The organism is Streptomyces sp. NPDC026417, from assembly GCF_055567695.1.
Genome location: NZ_JBVHPY010000041.1, coordinates 1 through 21,019 on the forward strand (window position 1 = coordinate 1; position 21,019 = coordinate 21,019).

17 protein-coding genes and 1 pseudogene are annotated in these 21,019 nt (G+C 72.9%); 10 read left to right on the top strand and 8 right to left on the bottom strand.

Translation table 11 applies throughout. The features are described from left to right. Positions 1 to 195: 195 nt before the first annotated feature. From ACZ4NT_RS36335 to ACZ4NT_RS36345, 3 genes are all read right to left on the bottom strand, one after another. On the bottom strand, positions 196 to 987 hold the full coding sequence (locus ACZ4NT_RS36335) for an aldo/keto reductase (RefSeq protein ID WP_467729592.1): 792 nt from the start codon (positions 985 to 987) through the stop codon (positions 196 to 198). Positions 988 to 1,201: 214 nt separating this feature from the next. Next, positions 1,202 to 3,028 (bottom strand): AMP-dependent synthetase/ligase, encoded by a 1,827-nt coding sequence (locus tag ACZ4NT_RS36340; protein WP_467729561.1) that lies wholly within the window; start codon positions 3,026 to 3,028, stop codon positions 1,202 to 1,204. Positions 3,029 to 3,339: 311 nt separating this feature from the next. After that, positions 3,340 to 4,854: an MFS transporter gene (locus ACZ4NT_RS36345; RefSeq protein ID WP_467729563.1), complete on the bottom strand. Its 1,515-nt coding sequence runs from the start codon at positions 4,852 to 4,854 to the stop codon at positions 3,340 to 3,342. Between the two features lie 112 nt (positions 4,855 to 4,966). Here ACZ4NT_RS36345 and ACZ4NT_RS36350 point away from each other — a divergent pair, with 112 nt between their 5' ends. Further along, on the top strand, positions 4,967 to 5,944 hold the full coding sequence (locus ACZ4NT_RS36350) for an Lrp/AsnC family transcriptional regulator (RefSeq protein ID WP_467729565.1): 978 nt from the start codon (positions 4,967 to 4,969) through the stop codon (positions 5,942 to 5,944). On the opposite strand, the gene ACZ4NT_RS36355 is transcribed toward ACZ4NT_RS36350, so the two are convergent. Next, positions 5,922 to 6,824 (bottom strand): LysR substrate-binding domain-containing protein, encoded by a 903-nt coding sequence (locus tag ACZ4NT_RS36355; RefSeq protein WP_467729594.1) that lies wholly within the window; start codon positions 6,822 to 6,824, stop codon positions 5,922 to 5,924. The genes ACZ4NT_RS36350 and ACZ4NT_RS36355 overlap by 23 nt on opposite strands. A 163-nt stretch (positions 6,825 to 6,987) precedes the next feature. Here ACZ4NT_RS36355 and ACZ4NT_RS36360 point away from each other — a divergent pair, with 163 nt between their 5' ends. Next, on the top strand, positions 6,988 to 8,040 hold the full coding sequence (locus tag ACZ4NT_RS36360; protein ID WP_467729596.1) for a bile acid:sodium symporter family protein: 1,053 nt from the start codon (positions 6,988 to 6,990) through the stop codon (positions 8,038 to 8,040). On the opposite strand, the gene ACZ4NT_RS36365 is transcribed toward ACZ4NT_RS36360, so the two are convergent. Continuing rightward, positions 7,934 to 9,169, bottom strand: coding sequence for a hypothetical protein (locus ACZ4NT_RS36365; RefSeq protein WP_467729567.1), 1,236 nt, complete (start codon positions 9,167 to 9,169; stop codon positions 7,934 to 7,936). The genes ACZ4NT_RS36360 and ACZ4NT_RS36365 overlap by 107 nt on opposite strands. 10 nt (positions 9,170 to 9,179) lie before the next feature. Next, the gene (locus ACZ4NT_RS36370) at positions 9,180 to 11,057 is read right to left on the bottom strand and encodes an exo-alpha-sialidase (RefSeq protein ID WP_467729569.1); all 1,878 of its coding nucleotides are present in this window, start codon (positions 11,055 to 11,057) and stop codon (positions 9,180 to 9,182) included. 264 nt (positions 11,058 to 11,321) lie between these two features. Here ACZ4NT_RS36370 and ACZ4NT_RS36375 point away from each other — a divergent pair, with 264 nt between their 5' ends. Continuing rightward, positions 11,322 to 11,864, top strand: a complete 543-nt coding sequence (locus tag ACZ4NT_RS36375; protein WP_467729571.1) for an isochorismatase family protein — start codon at positions 11,322 to 11,324, stop codon at positions 11,862 to 11,864. A 131-nt stretch (positions 11,865 to 11,995) separates the two neighbouring features. Here ACZ4NT_RS36375 and fdhD read toward each other — a convergent pair whose 3' ends face one another. Together fdhD and ACZ4NT_RS36385 are read right to left on the bottom strand one after the other, a co-directional pair. Then, a complete protein-coding gene (gene fdhD, locus ACZ4NT_RS36380) occupies positions 11,996 to 12,844 on the bottom strand; it encodes a formate dehydrogenase accessory sulfurtransferase FdhD (RefSeq protein WP_121407091.1) in 849 nt (282 codons plus the stop codon). A gap of 140 nt (positions 12,845 to 12,984) precedes the next feature. Next, positions 12,985 to 13,171: pseudogene (locus tag ACZ4NT_RS36385) on the bottom strand (oxidoreductase); the annotation flags it as partial. Positions 13,172 to 13,356: 185 nt separating this feature from the next. On the opposite strand from ACZ4NT_RS36385, the gene ACZ4NT_RS36390 reads away from it, so the two are divergent. From ACZ4NT_RS36390 to ACZ4NT_RS36420, 7 genes are all read left to right on the top strand, one after another. After that, complete coding sequence (locus ACZ4NT_RS36390; RefSeq protein WP_467729573.1) at positions 13,357 to 14,688, top strand: OFA family MFS transporter; 1,332 nt, start codon at positions 13,357 to 13,359, stop codon at positions 14,686 to 14,688. Then, positions 14,657 to 14,791 (top strand): MFS transporter small subunit, encoded by a 135-nt coding sequence (locus ACZ4NT_RS36395; RefSeq protein WP_467729575.1) that lies wholly within the window; start codon positions 14,657 to 14,659, stop codon positions 14,789 to 14,791. Before ACZ4NT_RS36390 ends, ACZ4NT_RS36395 begins: the two co-directional genes overlap by 32 nt. Positions 14,792 to 14,951: 160 nt before the next feature. After that, entirely contained in the window at positions 14,952 to 15,890 is a 939-nt protein-coding gene (locus ACZ4NT_RS36400) for a beta-ketoacyl-ACP synthase III (RefSeq protein WP_121407093.1), read from the top strand. Positions 15,891 to 16,106: 216 nt separating this feature from the next. Next, complete coding sequence (locus ACZ4NT_RS36405) at positions 16,107 to 16,781, top strand: GntR family transcriptional regulator (RefSeq protein WP_467729578.1); 675 nt, start codon at positions 16,107 to 16,109, stop codon at positions 16,779 to 16,781. Between the two features lie 353 nt (positions 16,782 to 17,134). Further along, positions 17,135 to 18,316 carry an ROK family transcriptional regulator gene (locus ACZ4NT_RS36410; RefSeq protein ID WP_121407095.1) on the top strand — a complete coding sequence of 394 codons (1,182 nt, stop codon included), beginning with the start codon at positions 17,135 to 17,137 and terminating at the stop codon, positions 18,314 to 18,316. A 141-nt stretch (positions 18,317 to 18,457) separates the two neighbouring features. Further along, a complete protein-coding gene (locus ACZ4NT_RS36415) occupies positions 18,458 to 19,996 on the top strand; it encodes a sugar ABC transporter ATP-binding protein (RefSeq protein ID WP_121407096.1) in 1,539 nt (512 codons plus the stop codon). After that, positions 19,993 to 21,012, top strand: coding sequence for an ABC transporter permease (locus ACZ4NT_RS36420; protein ID WP_467729581.1), 1,020 nt, complete (start codon positions 19,993 to 19,995; stop codon positions 21,010 to 21,012). Before ACZ4NT_RS36415 ends, ACZ4NT_RS36420 begins: the two co-directional genes overlap by 4 nt. Positions 21,013 to 21,019 lie beyond the last annotated feature (7 nt).

The window sequence follows — 21,019 nt, forward strand, 5'->3', positions numbered from 1 at the left end:
AGGGGGCTTGGCGCCCGGTCGGCCAGAAGAACCGGGCGGGAGGGGGGGTGTCCCCGGGGAGGCGGGGGGGGCGAGCCCCCCGGCGTGTCGCCGGGGCCCCCCCCCCACCGTGGTCAGGGAGCTGCCGGGGGTGCCCGCTCGCCGAGGTGCGGCGAGCGGCCGGCCCCGGCACGGTGCGGACGTGCGCCTCGTCCCTCAGACCATGTCGAAGGTGGCCGGGTCGGGACCCAGCCGGCGGCCCTCGTCGAGCGCGCTGATCGCCGCCATGTCCTCGGCGTCCAGCTCGAAGCCGAAGACGTCGATGTTCTCCTTGATCCGCGAGGGCGTCACGGACTTGGGGATCACGACGTTGCCGAGCTGGATGTGCCAGCGCAGCACGACCTGGGCGGGCGTGCGCTCGTGCTTGCGGGCGATGGCCACGACCGCCGGGACCTCCAGCAGGCCCTTGCCCTGGCCGAGCGGGGACCAGGCCTCGGTGGCGATGCCGTGCCGCGCGTGGTACTCCCGCGATTCGCCCTGCTGCAGGTGCGGGTGCAGCTCGATCTGGTTGACGGCCGGGACGACGGAGGTCGCGTCGATCAGCGCGTCCAGGTGCTCCGGGAGGAAGTTGGAGACACCGATGGCCTTGGCGCGGCCGTCCGCGTAGATCTTCTCGAAGGCCTTGTACGTGTCGGTGGACGTGCCCCGGGACGGCAGCGGCCAGTGGATCAGGTACAGGTCCACATAGTCGAGACCGAGCTTCTCCAGGGACGTGTCGAAGGCGCGCAGGGTGGAGTCGTACCCCTGGTCGCTGTTCCAGAGCTTGGTGGTGACGAAGAGGTCCGGACGGGCGATGCCGGAGGAAGCGATGGCCTTGCCCGTGCCCTCTTCGTTGCCGTAGATCGCCGCGGTGTCGATGCTGCGGTACCCGGCCTCCAGGGCCGTGGTGACGGCCTGCTCCGCCTCGTCGTCCGGGACCTGCCAGACACCGAAGCCCAGCTGCGGCATCTCGACGCCGTTGTTCAGGATGATCGGGGGGACCTTGCTCACGAGCTCTCGATCCTTCAGTTCGTCGGGTGGTACTCCCATCGTCAACGATCACCGCGCGTGATGCATTCCTGAGCGCCCAATTCGCTCGGGGATGGGCGATGAGAACCGGATATTGGCCGAAAAGCGACCTGAATCGACCGGCGTCCCGGATTCACCCGGCCGACGCGGCCCCCTAGGCCCGGTACAGCGCCTCGACCTCGGACAGGTACGCCTTCTCGATGGCCTTCCGCTTCAGCTTCAGCGAAGGCGTCAGCAGGCCGTGCTCCTCGGTGAACTGATGGGCCAGTATCCGGAAGGTGCGGATCGACTCGGCCTGGGAGACGAGCGTGTTGGCGGCGACCACCGCGCGCCGCACCTCGGTCTCCAGATCGGCGTCGCGCACCAGCTCCGACGGGGTCATCTGCTGCTTGCCGCGCATCTGCAGCCAGTGCTCGACGGCCTCCGAGTCCAGGGTGACGAGCGCGGCGATGTACGGCCGGTCGTTGCCGACGACGATGCACTGGGCGACCAGCGGATGGTCGCGCACCCGCTCCTCCAGGACACCGGGCGAGACGCTCTTGCCGCCGGAGGTCACCAGGATCTCCTTCTTGCGCCCGGTGATCGTGAGGTAGCCGTCCTCGTCCAGGGAGCCGAGGTCGCCGGTGGCCAGCCAGCCGTCGTGCAGGGCGGCGTCCGTGGCCTTGGGGTCGTTCAGATAGCCCTGGAAGACGTTGCCGCCGTGCAGCCAGATCTCTCCGTCGTCCGCGATGTGCACGGTGGTGCCGGGGATGGCCTGGCCGACCGTGCCGAACCGGGTGCGCTCGGGCGGGTTGGCGGTCGCCGCCGCCGTGGACTCGGTGAGACCGTACCCCTCGTAGATGGTGACTCCCGCGCCCGCGAAGAACAGGCCGAGCCGGCGGTCCATGGCCGAGCCGCCCGACATCGCGTGCCGCACCCGGCCGCCCATCGCCGCGCGCACCTTGGCGTACACGAGCTTGTCGAAGACCTGGTGCTGCATCCGCAGGGCCGCGGACGGCCCGGGGCCGATGCCCCAGGCCTTCTCCTCGATCGCGTCGGCGTAGCGGACGGCGACCTCGACGGCCTTCTCGAAGGCGCCGGATCTGCCCTCCTTCTCGGCCTTGCGGCGGGCCGCGTTGAACACCTTCTCGAAGATGTAGGGCACCGCGAGGAAGAAGGTGGGCCGGAAGGCGGCGAGGTCGGGCAGCAGGGCCGCCGCGTTGAGCTGCGGCTGGTGGCCGAACCGCACCCGGCCGCGGACCGCGGCGACCTGCACCATCCGCCCGAAGACGTGCGCGAGGGGCAGGAACAGCAGGGTCGCCGCCTCGTCGCCGCGCTTGGAGTGGAAGACGGGCTCCCAGCGCTCGATGACGGTGTCCGTCTCGACCATGAAGTTGGCGTGGGAGAGCACGCAGCCCTTCGGCCGCCCGGTGGTCCCCGAGGTGTAGATGACGGTGGCTACCGACTCGGGGGTGACCGCGCGCCGGTGCCGGTGCACCACCTCGTCGTCGAGGTTCGCGCCCGCCTCGTACAGCTCCTGCACGGCACCCGCGTCGAGCTGCCAGAGCCTGTGCAGATGCGGCAGCCGGTCGACGACGGTGGCGATCGTCATGGCGTGGTCCTCGTGCTCGACCATGACGGCGGCGACCTGCGCGTCGTGCAGCATCCAGAAGACCTGCTCGGCGGACGAGGTCGGGTAGACGGGCACCACCTGCGCGCCGATCGTCCACAATGCGAAGTCGAAGAGCGTCCACTCGTACCGGGTCCGGCACATGATCGCGACGCGGTCGCCGAACCGGACTCCCTGGGCGAGGAGGCCCTTGGCCAGGGCGAGCACCTCGTCGCGGAACTCGGCGGCGGTCACATCACGCCACTGCCCCTGCTCGTCCTTGCGGCCGAGGGCGACGCGCAGCGGGTCCTCCAGGGCATGGTCGAACACAACGTCGGCCAGACCGCCCACCGGCGGCGGCGACGCCAGCGGAGGGTTGGTGAACTCGCGCAAACCCGCTCCTTGTGGCGCTCGGCACAGCGCCGTGAAAGCTACCCCACGCACGGACCGGACGGGAGGGGGGCCGGGACGGCGGGCGGCGCGTCATATGCACTGGTCAGTCGAGAAAATGCGCGCACATGGGGAAGGGCCGGACAGATTACTTACGGATCGGTAAGTTTCGGTGCCGTAATCTCCACGGAATCTGTACGACCCGATGCCGGCGGCCGGTGCCCGGTATGTCGGATGTGGAATGGCCCGGTTCCCGTGTCCGGGACCGGGCGGGCCGGCCGCGGCGGACCACCGCGACCGGCCCGGACGGCGCCTCATCCCCGGGGCGCCACGGCCTTCCGGCCGGCGGACTCGGGCGCGCCCGCGGCGGGGCGCGGTGTCCGCACCGCCACCAGGACCAGCGCCCCGGCGGCCACCGCCGTCACACCCGCCGCCACCGACGCCCCGTCGAGCCCCGAGGCGAACGCCGCACGCAGCGTGTGCCCGGGGACGGCCCCGCGCAGGGCACCGGCGCCGCCGCCCGCCAGCGTGTGCGCCTCCTCCTGCGAGAGCGTGTCCTGCATCCGGGCGGTGAGGACCGTTCCGAACACCGCCACGCCGAGTGCGTAGCCGAGCTGCCGGAAGGTGTTGACCGCGCCGCCCGCCATGCCCGCCCGCTCCGGGGGGACGGCGGCCAGCGCGGCACCGGCCAGTGCGGGGGAGACGAGGCCCGTGCCGATGCCGACCAGGACCAGACCCGGCACCAGCACCGCCCAGCCCGACCCCGCGTCGAGCACCGCCTGGCAGAAGGCGCCCGAGCCGATCAGCAGCAGGCCGCCGCCGATCGTGAGCCGCACGGGAACCCCGTGCAGCAGCTTGCCGGCCAGGATCGCGACCACCATCGACGCACCGGTCAGCGGCAGCAGGGTCAGCCCGGCCCGCACGGGGTCCATCCCGAGCACCGTCTGCATCCAGATCGAGAGATACGGCACCACACCGAACGCCGCGCCGTTGAAGGCGAGCGCGCCCGCCATGACCCCCACGAACGCCGGCGTGCGCAGCAGCGACAGGTCCAGCAGCGGGGACGCCGCCCGGCGCTCGGCGTACACGAAGCAGACCAGGGCGCACGCCGCCAGCCCGAACGAGGCCACCGCGACCGTCGACGTCCAGCCGTCGGAACCCGCCCGCACCACCGCGTACGTGGTCGCCGCGGCGAAGCACGCGAACGCCGCCGTCCCCGCCCAGTCGATGCCCCGCCAGGCGAGCCTCCTCCGCTGCGCCGCGGCACCGCGCAGGCCGTCCGACTCGGGCACCACCCGCAGCGTCAGCCACACCGACGCCACGCTCACCGGCAGGTTCACGAAGAAGATCCACCGCCAGCCCGGACCGGCGGTGAGCAGCCCGCCCACCACCGGCCCGACCGCCGCAGCGCCGCCGCTGACCGCGCCCCACACCCCGAGCGCAGCCGACCGCTGCCGCCCCTGGTAGACGGAGCCCAGCAGCGGGAGCGTCGTCGCGAACATCGCCGCCGCGCCCACGCCCTGCAGTCCCCGGGCGGCCACCAGCATTCCCGGCCCGGTCGCCAGCCCGCACAGCAGTGAGGCGACCGCGAACAGCACGACACCGGCGACGTGCACCTTCCGCCGGCCGAGGACGTCGGCCGCCGCCCCGACGCCCAGCAGCAGCGCGGCCAGCGCCAGCGCGTACCCGTCGATCACCCACTGCAGTTCGCTCATCGACGCATGCAGCGCCCGTGCCATGTCCGGCAGCGCGACGATCGCGATCGTCACGTCCAGCAGCAGCATGAACGTCCCCAGACACACCGCCGTGAGCGGCCCCCATGCACGCATGTCCTCAACTCCCTGTGAACCGGATGCGTATGCCTCCGTACGATCGGTGGTGCCCGCAGGATCGGGCGGGCCGCGCGCGTCTTCGCGCCGGAATCCGACACGGAGGAGCCTGATGACCGGGGGATCCCACGCCGCCGACGACCTGGACCTGGGCCTGCTGAGGGCTCTGGAACTCGACGGGCGGGCCTCGTTCAGCCGGATCGGGAGCGTGCTCGGGGTGTCCGACCAGACCGTCGCCCGGCGCTACCGGCGGCTCCGCGCCGAGGGCGGACTGCGCGTCGTCGGGGTGCGCAACGCCGAACTCCTGGGCCACGACCAGTGGATGCTGCGGCTGCGCTGCACCCCCGACAGCGCCGGAACGATCGCCGACGCACTCGCCAGACGCCGCGACACCACCTGGATCGGGCTGACCTCCGGCGGTACCGAGGTGGTCTGCATGACCCGGCCGCGCAGCCGCGGCGACCACGACGACCTGCTGCTCGGCAGGCTGCCGCGGACCCCGAGCATCGTCGAGATCCGCGCGAACCAGTTGATCCACCGCTTCTTCGGGGGCCCCGACGGCTGGCTGGGGAAGTTCGCCGGTCTGTCGCCGGCCCAGGAGGCCGCGCTCCGCCCCGAGCCGCCTCCGTCGCCGGGGCCCGCCCGGCTGGATCCCGAGGACGACGCCCTGCTGGCCGTGCTCGAACAGGACGGGCGGGCGACCTACCCCGAACTCCAGCGGGCCACCGGCCGTTCCGAGTCCGCCGTCAAGCGCCGGCTGGGCACCCTGCTCGCCTCGGGGGCCGTATACATCGACGTCGACTACCCGCCGGAGCTCGTCGGCTCGCCCCTCGCCGCCATCCTGTGGATCACGGCGGCGCCCGGTGCCCTGCACTCCGTCGGCGAGGCCCTGGCCGCCCACGACGAGATCGCCTACGCGGCGGCCACCGCCGGCGCATCGAACCTGGTCGCGACCGTCGTCGTCCGTGACACGGCGGGCCTGTACGCCTACATCAGCGGCAGACTCGGCACGCTGGACGGCGTCCAGCACGTGGAGACGGCGCCCTACCTGCGCCGCGTCAAGCAGCTCACGTACCCGCCGCCGCGCTAGGGGGCCGCCGCCACCCCCGGCCCCGCTGCAGCCGGTCGCCGCCGGCGAGGACCGCCGCCGCAAGGGCGTCCGCCGCGTCCTGGGCCGCCGGGCGGCGCCGTCCGTGGACCAGGACGAAGTCGACCTCGCCCAGCTCCGGGAGCCCGGACCGGTCGGACACCCGGACCAGGCCGGGCGGGATGAGGCCCTTGGAGTGGGCCATCACGCCGAGGCCCGCCCGGGCCGCGGCGATCAGCCCGTTCAGGCTGCCGCTCGTGCAGACCACACGCCAGGGGCGGCCCTGCCGCTCCAGAGCCTCGAAGGCGAGGGCGCGCGTGATGCCCGGCGGCGGGTAGACGATGAGCGGGACCGGGCGGTCCGGCTCCAGCCGCAGCCGCTCCGCGCCGACCCAGACCAGCTCGTCGTGCCAGACCAGTTCGCCGCGCGGGTCCTCCGGCCGGCGCTTCGCCAGCACCAGGTCGAGCTTCCCCGCGGCCAGCCGCTCGTGCAGGGTGCCCGACAGTTCCACCGTCAGCTCCAGATCGACCTCGGGATGGTCATGACGGAAACCTTCGAGGATCTCCGGCAGCCGGGTGAGCACGAAGTCCTCCGACGCGCCGAACCGCAGCCGGCCGCGCAGCCGTGTCCCCGCGAAGAACGCCGTCGCCTGCTCGTGCACCTCCAGGATCCGCCGCGCGAAGCCGAGCATCGCCTCGCCGTCCTCCGTCAGCTCCACGGAGTGGGTGTCGCGCGAGAACAGCCGGCGCCCCGCCGCGTCCTCCAGGCGGCGCACGTGCTGGCTCACCGTCGACTGCCGCAGGCCGAGCCGCCGGGCCGCCTGCGTGAAGCTCAGAGTCTGGGCCACGGCCAGGAAGGTACGCAGCTGGGAGGGGTCGTACACGGCTCCCACGTTATCGCGCATCGCGATGACAGTAAGAGTGGTATGACGGATTCCCGATCGTGGCCCGGAGGAGGACGATGGAGACGGCCCGCCCCGACCGAGCCGGACAATGCACCGAACGAAGCAGTGGAGCACCGTGAAACGCCTGCAGTGGCCGAGCTGGATGCCGATCGACCCGTACATCCTGCTGTTGCTCGGGACCGTGGGCCTGGCGGCCCTGCTGCCGGCGCGGGGTACGGCGGCCGACGTGGCGTCGGGTGCGTCGACGGCCGCGATCGCCTTCCTCTTCTTCCTGTACGGGGCGCGGCTGTCCACCCGGGAGGCGATGGACGGGCTGCGCCACTGGCGCCTGCACGTCACCGTGCTGGTGTGCACGTTCGTCGTGTTCCCGCTGCTCGGTCTCGCCGCCCGGGGTCTCGTGCCCGCCCTGCTGACCCATTCGCTCTACCAGGGCCTGCTGTTCCTCACCCTCGTGCCGTCGACCATCCAGTCGTCGATCGCGTTCACCTCCATCGCGCGCGGCAACGTGCCCGCCGCCATCTGCGCGGGATCCTTCTCCTCGCTGGCCGGCATCGTGCTCACGCCCCTGCTCGTGGCGGCGCTCCTCGGCGGCAGCGGAGGCGGCTTCTCCGGGGACGCCCTCGTGAAGATCGTGCTCCAGCTGCTCGTCCCGTTCCTCGCCGGGCAACTGCTGCGGCGCTGGATCGGCGGCTTCGTCACGCGCCACAAGAAGGTCCTCGGCTACGTCGACCGCGGCTCGATCCTCCTCGTCGTCTACACCGCGTTCAGCGAGGGCGTGGTCCAGGGCATCTGGCACCAGGTCAGTGCCGTGCGGCTCGCCGGACTCCTCGCCGTCGAGGCCGTCCTGCTCGCCGTGATGCTGGCCCTGACCTGGTACGGCTCGAAGGCGCTGCGGTTCGGCCGCGCGGACCGGATCGCGATCCAGTTCGCCGGTTCCAAGAAGTCCCTGGCCTCCGGGCTGCCCATGGCGAGCGTCCTGTTCGGCACGCACGCCTCCCTCGCGGTGCTGCCGCTGATGCTCTTCCACCAGATGCAGCTCATGGTCTGCGCGGTGATCGCCAAGCGCCGCTCCCACGACCCCGAGGCGGTCAGCGGGGCGGCCCCATCCGCAGCGTCACGAATCGCGGCCGGTACAGGGACACGTTCCGGTTCAGGTTCGCCTGCGCCGAAGCCCCCGTCGCGTCCAGCCAGTTGACGTCGTAGCTCAGGACCAGCCGGCCGTCGCCGCCCAGCGCGGGATGCGCCTGCGGGTTGTACGCGGCCACCTCGCCGGCCGGCAGCGGGGGCCGGAAACTCCGGGCGGGCCCGTGCCACGGGCCCGTCGGCGAGCACGCCCAGTACGAGGTGACCGTGGTCAGGCCCCGCGCGCCGGCGGCCATCGTGAACAGGACGTACGTGCCGCCGTCGCGCACCACCGTGAAGGCGCTGCCCACCCCCTTGCGCCGTCCGTCGCCGAGGACCGGCGCCGGGCGTCCCCGCGCCACCCACCGCGAGCCGTCCCAGTACTCCCAGGCGCCCGGCTCGCCGAGGCTGCCGCGCGGCACGCGTGCGACGTACGCCGCCGAGACCGGCCGTGCGGCGGCCTGCGCGTCGTTCCCGCCGAAGACGTACGTCCGGTCACCGACGTCCAGCGCCGTGGTCCCGAACAGCACGCGCCGGGAGGCGTCCGGGACGGACTGCTGGTCCAGCACCGTCCTGACGCCCTCCAGCCGCAGGCCGGGCAGGGAGAGCGTGGCGACCTCGGTGGCCGTGGGCACGCCGTAGATCCACGGCGCCGTGCCCGCCGTACGGGTCCACAGCAGGACCCGCACCACCCGGTCGGGGGAACCGGGGGAGCGGGGCTCGACCCGGGCCGCCACCGGCCAGCGCCACCGGCCCGCCGCCGGGTCGGGGAACAGCGGGGCGGGCAGCGTCCGTTCCGGGCGGCCCGAGGCGGACGCCACCACGGCGGAGTTGCGCACCAGGGGAGCGGAGGTGTCGCGCCAGGCGGAGGACTCGCCGACGGGGTTGGGCGGGCCGTGCACCCGGCCGAGATAGGTGTCCGAGAACAGCCACAGCACCCGGCCGTCCGGCAGCCGCAGCGAGTGGGTGCCGTCGCCGCCGGTCCAGTCGTCGGTCCGCGCCGGATCGTCCCCGTACCGGGCGAACTCGTCGGTGAGCCGCCGGTCGGGCCGCCACGACGTGAACGTACGGGCCGCGCACGCTCCGCCGCTCTCCCGGTCGTCGTCCGGGAGAGCGGTCAGCAGCACGGCCGCGCAGACCAGGGCCAGCAGGACACCGAGGCCTCCTGCCGTCCGCCGTCGTGCTCGTGCGTCGTCGGGCACGGACGGGACGTTAGCGGCCGCCGCTCACCCGGTCCATGGGCAGCCACACGACGGTGTCCCGGGTCACGGCCGGCTCGCCCGCGCGCACCGCGGCCAGCTCGTCGTCGCTCAGCGCCCGGCCGTACACCCTGACGTCGTCGATCGCGCCGGTGAAGTACGCGCGGCCGTCCGTCCGTTGGCCGACGTGCACTCCGAAGGGCGCGTTGCGGCTCACCGAACCCGGGACGTCCGCCGTGCCGAGCGCGGCGCCGTCGACGAACAGGGTGAGCTGGCCGCCGCCGCGGCGCAGCGCGAGATGGTGCCAGGCGCCGTCGTTGTACGCCTCCGTGGTGCGCACCGAGGCGGAGGCCGGGGGCGCCGCTCCGTTCCTGACGGTGATCAGCCCGGTGATGCGGTGGGACGCGGGTTCGCCGCGCAGCCACACCTGCGGCTGCGATGTGCCGATCCCGCCCATCCACAGCAGCGGCTGCTCACCGGAGGAAGCGGTGTAACGGAACCACAGGGATGCCGTGAAGTCGCGCGTCCCGAGCGGCAGTTGCGGCCGGTACGGCAGGCGTACGGCGTCGTCGGCACCGTCGAGGGCCAGCGCCCCGCCGACCACGCCCGCCGTCGTGCGGGCGCCGCCGAGGACCAGGGCCCGCCCCGCCCGCGGAGCGCGGTCGGCGGTCGTCGGATCCGCCCCGCGGCGCGGGGTCAGCCAGTCCTCGGTGAACCGCGCGAAGCGGATCTCGTCGCGGGCGTCGACCGCACCGCCCTCGTACAGCAGCCCCACGCGGGTGCCGTCGACGCGCACCAGGTCGGAGTAGCCCGACCAGTCGGTGGTGACGAGCGTGCCGCGGTCGACGCTCTCCCACGTGCGGCCCCCGTCGTACGAGGAGCGGATCATCATGGAGCGCCGGCGGTCCGGGTCGGCGGGACAGGCCAGCAGCAGCCGGTCGCCGAGAGGCAGCACGGAACCCTGGACCTGCGGTGTGTAGAGGTCCGGGACGGCGCGGAAGGGCGTCACGAAGCTGTCCCCGCCGTCCCGGCTGACGGTCTGGGTGCGATGGCCGAGGTCGGTGCCGTCCTGCTCGCGCCCGCTGACGAGGAGGGAGCCGTCGGACCGCTCGGCGAGCGTCATCTCCGAGGGCTTCTGGCGGAAGGTGCCGTTGTCGGCGACGGGCCAGGAGTCCCGGGCGCCGATCCTCCAGTGGTCGCCGCCGTCGTCGCTGGTGACCAGCGCGGCGTGGTTGGCGGTCACCCGGCTGCCGTTCCAGGTCTCGGTGTTGACGGTGAACACCAGACGCCCGGCGTGCCTGCCGCGGGTGAGCTGGACGCCGTGCACGGGCCCGGTGGCGTACCAGGAGTTCCAGTCGGCGGGCAGGATCTCGTCGCTCAGATCGCGCGGCGGCGACCAGGTGAGACCGTCGTCGTCGCTGTACTGCAGATGCGGCGTCCGGTCGCAGGGCACGGAGCAGCCCGCGCTGTCGCCGCGGCCCGTGTTGTACGTCTCGGCCAGGAGGATGCGGCCGGTCGCGCGGTCCACCACCGGGGCCGGGTTGCCGTGCGTGTCGCCGGCGCCCTCGGTGACGACCCGGAGCGGGCCCCAGGTGCGTCCGCCGTCCGTGGAGCGCTTCACCACGATGTCTATGTCGGCCGCGTCGCCGCAGTTGAGGACGCGCCCCTCGGCGAAGGCCAGCAGGGTGCCCTTCGTCGTCCGCACGACGGCCGGGATGCGGAAGCAGGCGTAGCCGGGATCCTGGGCGGCCCTGAAGAGCACCTGCTGTTCGAATCCGGCCGCCGCCGGGCTCTGTTCGGCCCCGGCGGGACTCTGTGACGCGAGGAGCGCGGCGGTCGTGAGCGCGGTGGCGAGGGTGGATCTCAGGCGTGCGCGGAGACTTGACGGCATGCTGCGGCCCTGCCCTTCAGGTATCTGGACATCGCGGACATCCCACGTCCAACGTTCGCGACGCAGACGCTACTTGGGCGCTCCGGTGCCTCACAAGGACCGTGCGGCGGAGGATCGGCGCGGCGCGGGCGGATGCCCCGCCGGAGCGCTCGCCCGGCGGGCGGGGCCGAGGACGGTACGCGGATGGCCGAACGCGGCAGCAGTTCACGCACCCGTCGATCCGGATTTCCGGTACGGACGGCGGGCGCGGGCTAACGTTCCGTCATGACCGCACCTGAAGCCGAGCCCCGTCTCGCTCTCGACCCCGCGCGCACCGCCCTGGTCCTCGTCGATCTGATGGACCGGATCCTCGGCCTGCCTCTGGAGCCGCACAAGGGTCCGGAAGTCCTGTCCGCGGCCGTGCGGTTGGCCGGTGCATTCCGGGCCGTCGGCGCGCCGGTCGTGCTCGTCCGGGTGGAGCGGCCGGGCGTCCCCGAGCAGCCCCCGGGCAGCTCCCTGGCCGAGGGGCTCGCGGCGGACGGCGACATCGAGATCGTGAAGCGGACGATCGGCGGATTCCAGGGCACCGGTCTGGACGAACGCCTGCGCGAGCGCGGTGTCACCACCGTGGTGTTCGGCGGCATCGCCACCAACCTCGGGGTGGAGTCCACCGCCCGGGCCGCCGGGGACCTCGGCTACGACCTCGTCTTCGTCCAGGACGCGATGGCCGCTCTCACGGCGCCCGAGCACGAGGCCTCCGTCCGTCTGGACTTCCCGCGCCTCGGCACGGTCGTGCACTCCTCGGAGGTGCACTTCACCGCTGGTTGAGCCCGCGCCGGCAGGCCGGACGGGCGGCGGCGGGGGCCGGGCGGGTCCACGGACGGACAGCGGCGCGGCCCCTTCGGCGCAAGGGGCGCTCCCCGCCGATCGGAGCCCGCCGCCGTGTCGCGGGGAGCCGGTCAGCCCTGGGTGGCCGCGGCCCGCAGGGCGATGCGGTGCTCGCCCGCGTACACGTTCATGGAGGGGCCGCGCAGGAAACCCACCAGCGTCAGCCCCGTCTCGGCGGCGAGGTCCACCGCGAGCGACGACGGCGCCGAGACCGCGGCCAGCACCGGGATCCCCGCCATCACGGCCTTCTGCGCCAGCTCGAAGGAGGCCCGGCCCGAGACCAACAGCACCGCGCGGGACAGCGGCAGCGAGTCGTTCTGCAGGGCCCGGCCGACGAGCTTGTCGACGGCGTTGTGCCGGCCCACGTCCTCCCGGATGTCGAGGAGTTCACCGCTCTCGTCGAACAGGGCCGCCGCGTGCAGGCCCCCGGTCCGGTCGAAGACCCGCTGTGCCTCGCGGAGCCGGTCCGGGAGGCTCGCGAGCAGCCCGGGCTCCAGTCGCACCGGGGGAGTGTCGTCGATGGTGAAGCGGGCCGTCGTACGGACCGCGTCCAGGCTCGCCTTCCCGCACAGGCCGCACGAGGACGTCGTGTACACGTTGCGTTCCAGCGTGATGTCCGGGATCACCACGCCGGGCGCCGTCCGCACGTCGACGACGTTGTACGTGTTCGAGCCGTCCGCGGTCGCGCCGGCGCAGTACACGATGTTCTGCAGGTCGTCCGCACCGCCCAGCACCCCCTCACTGACCAGGAAACCCGCCGCCAGCGCGAAGTCGTCGCCCGGAGTGCGCATCGTGATGGCGAGCGGCTTGCCGTTCAGCCGGATCTCCAGCGGCTCCTCCGCGACGAGCGTGTCGGGGCGGGTGCTCACGGCCCCGTCCCGGATGCGGATCACCTTGCGTCGTTCCGTGACTCGTCCCATGTCCTGATCAGCCCCGGTTCTGTACGTGCTGGTGGCCGAGGAAGGCCCTTGCTGCGGAGGTGGCCGCGGGTCACCGGCCGTCGTGCCGGTGCCCCTCACCGTCTCATTGTCCTGCACGGTCCGGACGCGGCGGCGGGCCGCTCCGTCGCGGCGTGCACCACGCAGCCGACGGCCCGTCCGGGCGCGAGCACCGCACCGATGGCGCCGTCCGGGTCCACTCTCCACGCGGTGGCCGTCGTGGGGTCCGCTGTGCCGATGGATGTACGACCAGGGGGTGCCGTTCCGGGCCGCGATCACCGCCGTGGTGTCGTGGAGGAGGGGTGCGACCGGCGTACGCCGGTCTCGGCCGGCCGGGAGAGGCCCCGAACCGGGCCCGTACGGAACATCCGGAAGCCGTTCGTCCGGCGATGGCGACCGTTCGTCGCGGCGGAAGGACCGCTCGTCGCAGACCGCGGACGGGTTGCCGTCGCCCGGGTTCCCAACGGAGCAACCGCTTCCTATCGTTCCGGATCATGAGCCCCCCTGTCGCACCGCCGGGCTGGAGCCGCTGGCTCGTTCCGCCGGCCGCCCTCTCGGTCCACCTCGCCATCGGCCAGGCGTATGCCTGGAGCGTCTTCAAGCCGCCTCTGGAGTCCGCGCTCGGCCTGAGCGGCACGCAGAGCGCCCTGCCCTTCCAGCTCGGCATCGTCATGCTCGGCCTGTCCGCCGCCTTCGGCGGCACCCTGGTGGAGCGCCACGGCCCGCGCTGGGCGATGACCGTCGCCCTCGTCTGCTTCTCGTCCGGCTTCCTGATCGCCTCGCTCGGCGCCGCCACCGAGCAGTACTGGCTGATCGTGTTCGGGTACGGCTTCGTCGGCGGGATCGGCCTCGGCATCGGCTACATCTCGCCCGTGTCGACGCTGATCAAGTGGTTCCCGGACCGGCCGGGCATGGCGACCGGCATCGCGATCATGGGCTTCGGCGGCGGCGCGCTGATCGCCTCGCCCTGGTCGGCGCAGATGCTGGAGTCCTTCGGCTCCGACTCCTCCGGCATCGCGCTGGCCTTCCTGGTGCACGGGCTGACGTACGCCGTGTTCATGTCCCTCGGCGTCCTGCTGGTACGCGCGCCGCGCGGCGAGCGGCCGGTCGCGCACGGACCCGGCTCCCTCGACGGCGTCCAGGTGACGGCCGCGAGCGCCGTGCGCACGCCCCAGTTCTGGTGCCTGTGGGTCGTCCTGTGCACCAACGTGACCGCGGGCATCGGCATTCTGGAGAAGGCCGCGCCGATGATCTCGGACTTCTTCGCGGACACCTCCGCGCCGGTGTCGGTCTCCGCCGCGGCCGGGTTCGTCGCGCTGCTCTCCGCCGCCAACATGGCGGGCCGCATCGGCTGGTCCTCGACCTCGGACCTGATCGGCCGCAAGAACATCTACCGCGTCTACCTGGGGGCCGGCGCGCTCATGTATGCGCTCATCGCCTGGTTCGGGGACTCCTCCAAGCCGCTCTTCATCGTCTGCGCGCTGGTGATCCTCTCCTTCTACGGCGGCGGCTTCGCGACGATCCCCGCCTATCTGAAGGACCTCTTCGGGACCCATCAGGTCGGCGCGATCCACGGCAGGCTGCTCACCGCGTGGTCCACGGCCGGCGTCCTCGGCCCGCTGATCGTGAACTGGATCGCGGACCGGCAGGAGGACGCCGGCAAGCACGGGGCCGAGCTCTACGGCCTCTCGTTCCTCATCATGATCGGCCTGCTGCTCGCCGGTTTCGTCGCCAACGAGTTCGTGCGCCCGGTCCACACCCGCCACCACATCCCCGCACCGAGGGAGGCCGCCGATGTCGAGCGAGAGCAGTCCGAGTCCGCCTGACCGCCGATGGCTCGTCGCCCTGTCCTGGGTCTGGGTGGGCGCACCGCTCTGCTACGGGCTCTACGAGCTGGTGCTGAAGGCCAGGCAGCTCTTCACCGGGTGACGGCCGGGCAGGAGTGCGTAAGGTGTGCGGGCGTCCGAAGGCCTGACAGAAGCCGACAAGCCTGGCGCCCCTTTCCTGTGGCATCACCTGCCGTCGTACCCGTGAGTCACTGATCAGACTGGTGGATCCGCTACCCAAGGCAACGAGGGGGACCACCCATATGAACGGCTCGCGGATCACCGCCGTCGGTCACTACCAGCCCGCCAAGGTACTCACCAACGAGGACCTGGCGGGACTGGTCGACACCAGCGACGAGTGGATCAGGAGCCGCGTCGGCATCCTCACCCGCCACATCGCCGGCCCCGACGAGCCGGTCGACGAACTGGCCGCGCACGCCGCCGCCAAGGCGCTGGCCGCGGCGGGCCTCGACCCGGGCGACATCGACCTGGTGCTCGTCGCCACGTCCACGGCGGTCGACCGTTCCCCGAACATGGCCGCGCGGGTCGCCGCCCGCCTCGGCATTCCCTCCCCGGCCGTGCTGGACCTCAACGTCGTCTGCGCCGGCTTCACGCATGCCCTGGCCACCGCCGACCACTCGCTGCGGGCCGGGGCGGCCACCCGGGCCCTGGTCATCGGCGCCGACAAGATGTCCGAGGTGACGGACTGGAGCGACCGCACGACGTGCGTCCTGGTCGGCGACGGGGCGGGGGCCGCCGTGGTCGAGGCCTGCGACGACCCGGGGATCGGTCCGGTGCTGTGGGGTTCGGTGCCCGAGATGGGGCACGCCGTGCGCATCGAGGGCACGCCGGCCCGGTTCGCGCAGGAGGGGCAGAGCGTCTACCGGTGGGCGACCACCAAGCTCCCCGCGATCGCCCGCAAGGCGTGCGAGCGCGCCGGCCTGGCCCCCGAGGACCTCGCCGCGGTCGTGCTGCACCAGGCGAACCTGCGCATCATCGAGCCGCTGGCCGAGAAGATCGGTGCCGTGAACGCGGTGGTGGCGCGCGACGTCGTCCACTCCGGCAACACCTCGGCCGCCAGCATCCCGCTGGCCTTCTCCAAGCTCGTGGAGCGCGGCGAGATCTCCACGGGCGACCCCGTCCTGCTCTTCGGCTTCGGCGGGAACCTGTCGTACGCGGGGCAGGTCGTCCGCTGCCCGTGACGGCTCCGCCGCAGGCCGGCCGCCCGGACGGCGGCGCACCGGGCCGCACGGACGGCGGCGCGCCGGCCGGCCCGAGGTGCGCCGGGCGGGTGTGAGGGGGCGTCCCTCGGCACCTCCGGCCTTGTGCGCCGTAGACTGTGGCAATTCACGCCGGCTCCGCGGAAGCCGCGCTGCCGCCGTCGCCGGCGGGTGCCGCTGCCCGGGAGGGGGACCGAGATGTTGTCCACGGGACTGCCGCAGGGGGCGGTGCCCCGGCTCGAACGGCCCGGTCCGCTGCGCGACCGCGTCTACGAGGCGCTGCTCGAACTCGTCATCAACCGCGCCCTGGTGCCGGGACAGCATCTGGTGGAGAGCGAACTCGCCGGGCACCTGGGCGTCTCCCGGCAGCCCGTGCGCGAGGCGCTGCAGCGGCTCAACACCGAGGGCTGGGTGGATCTGCGGCCCGCCCAGGGCGCGTTCGTGCACGAGCCGACCGAGCAGGAGGCGGACCAGCTCCTCACGGTGCGCACGCTGCTGGAGGCCGAGGCCGCCCGGCTCGCCGCCACGACGGCGGGCGACGCGGGCATCGCCGCCCTCGAGGAACTGTGCGCGGAGGGCGAGCGGGCGGTCGCCGCGGACGACGTGGACGCCGCCGTCGCCCTGAACGCCCGGTTCCACACCCACGTGATGGGCCTGGCAGGCAACACGGTCCTCGCGGAACTGGCCGCGCAGGTCGAGCGCCGGGTCCGCTGGTACTACACCCCGGTCGCCCGGCAGCGCGGCCATCAGTCCTGGCAGGAGCACCGCGAACTGATCGCGGCGATCGCCGGCCACGACGAGGAGCGCGCCGCCGCGGTGTCCCGGGCCCACACGGAGCACACGCGCGAGACGTACCGCGAGCGCGAGCGGTAGACGGCGGAGTCGGCGGTCGGGTCCGCGGGTGACGGGCCCGGCGCCGGCGGTCGGGGCCCGGGTGACCGGGCCGGAGTCGGCGGCCGGGCCCGGGTGACCGGCTCGGTGAACAGGACGGTGGCCAGGTGATGGCCGCCGTCTTCGTGTTGGACGCCGGACCGTCTCCGTGCCCGGGTGCCGGGAGGGCCGGGCGTCCGCCTCACACCCCCCTGTCCCCGCCTTTGTCCTGTGAGTGGAGAAAGTGGCGGGCAATTCCTGCGCGACTTCTTCCCACTCCCGGCACCCGCTGCTACGTTCACCTCGAAAGCCCGACGGACACGGCCGATTGAGGCGGGGAGGGGCACGTGAGACGCATGACGGCTCGACCCGCGAACGCGCACCAGGCGCGACTGCTGCGCCTGTTGCGGGACGGCGGCCCCAACTCCCGTGCCCAGCTGGGCGACCAGATCGACCTCTCCCGGTCGAAGCTCGCCGTCGAGGTGGAACGGCTCCTGGAGACGGGCCTCGTGGTCGCCGACGGACTCGCCGCCTCCCGCGGCGGCCGCCGCTCCCACAACATCCGGCTCGCCCCGGCGCTGCGGTTCCTGGGAGTCGACATCGGGGCGACCTCGATCGACGTGGCCGTCACCAACCCCGAGTTGGAGGTCCTCGGGCACCTCAACCAGCCCATGGACGTACGCGAGGGACCCGTGGCGGTCTTCGAGCAAGTCCTGTCCATGGCCGCGAAGTTGCGGTCGTCCGGACTGGCGGAGGGCTTCGACGGCGCCGGCATCGGCGTCCCGGGACCGGTCCGCTTCCCCGAGGGCGTCCCCGTCGCCCCACCGATCATGCCCGGCTGGGACGGCTTCCCGGTCAGGGAGGCACTCAGCCAGGAACTCGGCTGCCCCGTCATGGTCGACAACGACGTGAACCTGATGGCCATGGGGGAGCAGCACGCGGGCGTCGCACGCTCCGTGGGCGACTTCCTCTGCGTCAAGATCGGCACCGGTATCGGCTGCGGGATCGTCGTCGGCGGTGAGGTGTACCGCGGTACGACGGGCAGCGCGGGCGACATCGGGCACATCCAGGCCGTGCCGGAGGGCCGCCCGTGCGCCTGCGGGAACCGCGGCTGCCTGGAGGCCCACTTCAGCGGCGCGGCGCTCGCCCGCGACGCGACGGAGGCCGCCCAGCAGGGCCTCTCGCAGGAACTCGCGGCACGACTGGAGGCGGCGGGCGCGCTGAGCGCCGTCGACGTCGCCGCCGCGGCCGCCGCGGGCGATGCGACCGCCCTCGACCTGATCCGCGAGGGCGGCAACAGGACCGGCCAGGTCCTCGCCACCCTGGTCAGCTTCTTCAACCCGGGCCTGGTGGTGATCGGCGGCGGGGTGACGGGTCTCGGCCACACCCTGCTCGCCGCGATCCGCACCCAGGTCTACCGCCAGTCGCTGCCCCTGGCGACCGGCAATCTCCCCATCGTCCTGGGCGAGTTGGGCCCGACCGCCGGAGTCATCGGCGCGGCGCGGCTCATCAGCGACCACCTCTTCTCACCCGCGTAAGGCCGGCGGCCGTCAGGCCCATGGCACCTCACCCGCACCTCCCGCTGCTCCGCCCTGCCCTGCACGCGCCTGCCCGCACCCGCGGCTCCGGCGCCTGCCCTGCCCTGCAACCGGCCCGCCCGCCCGCCAAGGGGAACCGCCATGGCACCAGAACCACCGCTGCTCACCATGTCCGGCATCACCAAGTCCTTCCCCGGAGTCCGGGCCCTGGACGGTGTGGACCTCCAGGTCCAGGCCGGCGAAGTGCACTGCCTGCTCGGCCAGAACGGGGCCGGGAAGTCCACGCTCATCAAGGTCCTGGCCGGCGCGCACCAGCCCGACGGCGGCACCATCGGCTGGCGCGGCGAACACGTCACCCTCCGCTCGCCGATCGCCGCCATGCGCCTCGGTATCGCCACCATCTACCAGGAACTCGACCTGGTGGAGGGCCTGTCGGTGGCCGAGAACGTCCACCTCGGGCACGAACCCACCGCCGCCGGCTTCGTCGTACGGGGCAGGACGGCGCGGGACTCGACCGCCGCACTGCTCCGGCGGCTCGGACATCCGGAGATCGACCCGGCCCGGCTGGTCGGCGGCCTGTCGGCGGCCCAGCAGCAGATCGTCTCCATGGCGCGGGCGCTCTCCCACGACGTGCGCCTCATCGTCATGGACGAGCCGTCCGCGGCACTCGACCCCGACGAGGTCGACAACCTCTTCCGCATCGTCGGCGATCTCACCGCCGACGGTGTCGCCGTCGTCTACATCTCCCACCGGCTGGAGGAGATCCGCCGCATCGGGGACCGCGTCACCGTCCTCAAGGACGGGCGGGCCGTGGCGGTCGGACTGCCCGCCGAGTCCACGCCGACGCGCGAGATCGTGTCGCTGATGACGGGGCGCAACGTGGAGTACGTCTTCCCGGACCGCCCGGCGCGGGAGCCCTCGGCCGACCCGGTGCTGACGGTGCGGGGCCTCAGCCGGGACGGCGAGTTCGCCCCGCTCGACCTCGAACTGCGCCCCGGCGAGATCGTCGGCCTCGCGGGGCTCGTCGGATCCGGCCGCTCCGAGATCCTGGAGACGATCTACGGGGCGCGCAAGGCCAGCGGCGGGCAGGTCCTCGTGGGCGGGACCCCGTTGCGCCCCGGCAGTGTGCGCGCCGCCGTCCGCGCCGGGCTCGGCCTCGCCCCCGAGGAGCGCAAGGCACAGGCCCTGCTGATGCTGGAGTCCGTCACCCGCAACGTGTCCGTCTCCTCCATGTCCCGTTTTTCACGCGGGGGTTGGGTCGACCGCCGGGCGGAGCTCGGCGCCGCGCGCGCCGCGACCGGAGAGCTGTCGCTGCGCCCCGACAACCCCGCCGTGCCCGTGCGCACCCTCTCCGGCGGCAACCAGCAGAAGGCCGTCCTGGCGCGCTGGCTGCTGCGCGGCTGCCGGGTGCTGCTGCTCGACGAACCCACGCGCGGCGTCGACGTCGGCGCCCGCGCGGAGCTGTACGCGGTCATCCGCCGGCTCGCCGACGAGGGCCTCGCCGTCCTGCTGGTCTCCAGCGAAGTGCCCGAGGTCCTCGGGCTCGCCGACCGCGTACTCGTACTGCGCGAAGGACGGGTCGTCCACACGGCGCCCGCCCGCGAACTCGACGAACACCGTGTGCTCGACCTCGTCATGGAGGGCGGCCCGGTGGCCAGTGAAGGGAGCCCGGCGTCATGACGCAGCCCGTATCCCCGCCCAGGGACGACGCCCGCAAGGCGGCACCGATCGGGGACCGCACATCCTGGCGGACGCTCGGGGCCCGCGCCGACGTCCGCACCCTCTCCCTCCTCGGCGTGCTCGCCGTCCTGATCCTCATCGGAGGCATCACCAAGCCCGACGAGTTCCTCGACACCCGCAACCTCCAACTCGTCCTCACCCAGGCGTCGGTGATCGGCGTCGTCACCGTCGGCATGACCTTCGTCATCATTTCGGGCGGCATCGACCTGTCGGTCGGCGCGATCGTCGCACTCGCCTCGGTCTGGGCCACGACGGTCGCCACCCAGGAGTACGGTTTCGCCGGCATCCTCTTCACCGCGGTGATCGTCGGAGTGGGCTGCGGCCTGGTCAACGGCCTCCTCATCGCGTACGGGGCGCTGATCCCGTTCATCGCGACACTCGCCATGCTGGCCTCCGCCCGCGGCCTCGCCCTCCAGCTCACCGACGGCAAGACACAGATCGTCACCGTGGACGGGGTCCTGAAACTCGGCGAGCGCGACTCCTACGTGCTGGGCATCCCGCCGCTGGTCCTCGTCTTCGCCGTCGTCACCGTCATCGGCTGGCTGGTCCTGAACCGCACCACCTTCGGGCGGCGCACGGTCGCCGTCGGCGGCAACGCCGAGGCCGCCCGGCTCGCGGGCATCGACGTACGCAGGCAGCGGCTCTACCTGTACCTGCTCTCCGGACTGTGCTGCGGCATCGCCGCGTTCCTCCTGATCATCCTGTCCGGCTCGGGCCAGAACACCAACGGCAACCTGTACGAACTCGACGCCATCGCGGCCGCCATCATCGGCGGCACGCTCCTCAGCGGGGGCCGCGGCACCATCACCGGGTCCGTGCTCGGCGTCCTGATCTTCACGACGATCACCAACCTGTTCGCGCTCAACAACCTGCAGAGCGACGTCCAGCAGATCGCCAAGGGCGCGATCATCGTCGCCGCCATGCTCGCCCAGCGCCGCACCGCCCACACCACCTGAGCCGCAC

Excerpts from the sequence above, each read along its gene's own strand:
- ACZ4NT_RS36370 (WP_467729569.1), bottom strand. The coding sequence starts at position 11,057 with ATGCCGTCAAGTCTCCGCGCACGCCTGAGATCCACCCTCGCCACCGCG.
- ACZ4NT_RS36375 (WP_467729571.1), top strand. The coding sequence starts at position 11,322 with ATGACCGCACCTGAAGCCGAGCCCCGTCTCGCTCTCGACCCCGCGCGC.
- ACZ4NT_RS36395 (WP_467729575.1), top strand. The coding sequence starts at position 14,657 with ATGTCGAGCGAGAGCAGTCCGAGTCCGCCTGACCGCCGATGGCTCGTC.
- ACZ4NT_RS36335 (WP_467729592.1), bottom strand. The coding sequence starts at position 987 with ATGCCGCAGCTGGGCTTCGGTGTCTGGCAGGTCCCGGACGACGAGGCG.
- ACZ4NT_RS36400 (WP_121407093.1), top strand. The coding sequence starts at position 14,952 with ATGAACGGCTCGCGGATCACCGCCGTCGGTCACTACCAGCCCGCCAAG.
- ACZ4NT_RS36345 (WP_467729563.1), bottom strand. The coding sequence starts at position 4,854 with ATGCGTGCATGGGGGCCGCTCACGGCGGTGTGTCTGGGGACGTTCATG.
- fdhD (WP_121407091.1), bottom strand. The coding sequence starts at position 12,844 with ATGGGACGAGTCACGGAACGACGCAAGGTGATCCGCATCCGGGACGGG.
- ACZ4NT_RS36360 (WP_467729596.1), top strand. The coding sequence starts at position 6,988 with ATGCCGATCGACCCGTACATCCTGCTGTTGCTCGGGACCGTGGGCCTG.
- ACZ4NT_RS36405 (WP_467729578.1), top strand. The coding sequence starts at position 16,107 with ATGTTGTCCACGGGACTGCCGCAGGGGGCGGTGCCCCGGCTCGAACGG.
- ACZ4NT_RS36350 (WP_467729565.1), top strand. The coding sequence starts at position 4,967 with ATGACCGGGGGATCCCACGCCGCCGACGACCTGGACCTGGGCCTGCTG.
- ACZ4NT_RS36410 (WP_121407095.1), top strand. The coding sequence starts at position 17,135 with ATGACGGCTCGACCCGCGAACGCGCACCAGGCGCGACTGCTGCGCCTG.
- ACZ4NT_RS36415 (WP_121407096.1), top strand. The coding sequence starts at position 18,458 with ATGGCACCAGAACCACCGCTGCTCACCATGTCCGGCATCACCAAGTCC.
- ACZ4NT_RS36390 (WP_467729573.1), top strand. The coding sequence starts at position 13,357 with ATGAGCCCCCCTGTCGCACCGCCGGGCTGGAGCCGCTGGCTCGTTCCG.
- ACZ4NT_RS36420 (WP_467729581.1), top strand. The coding sequence starts at position 19,993 with ATGACGCAGCCCGTATCCCCGCCCAGGGACGACGCCCGCAAGGCGGCA.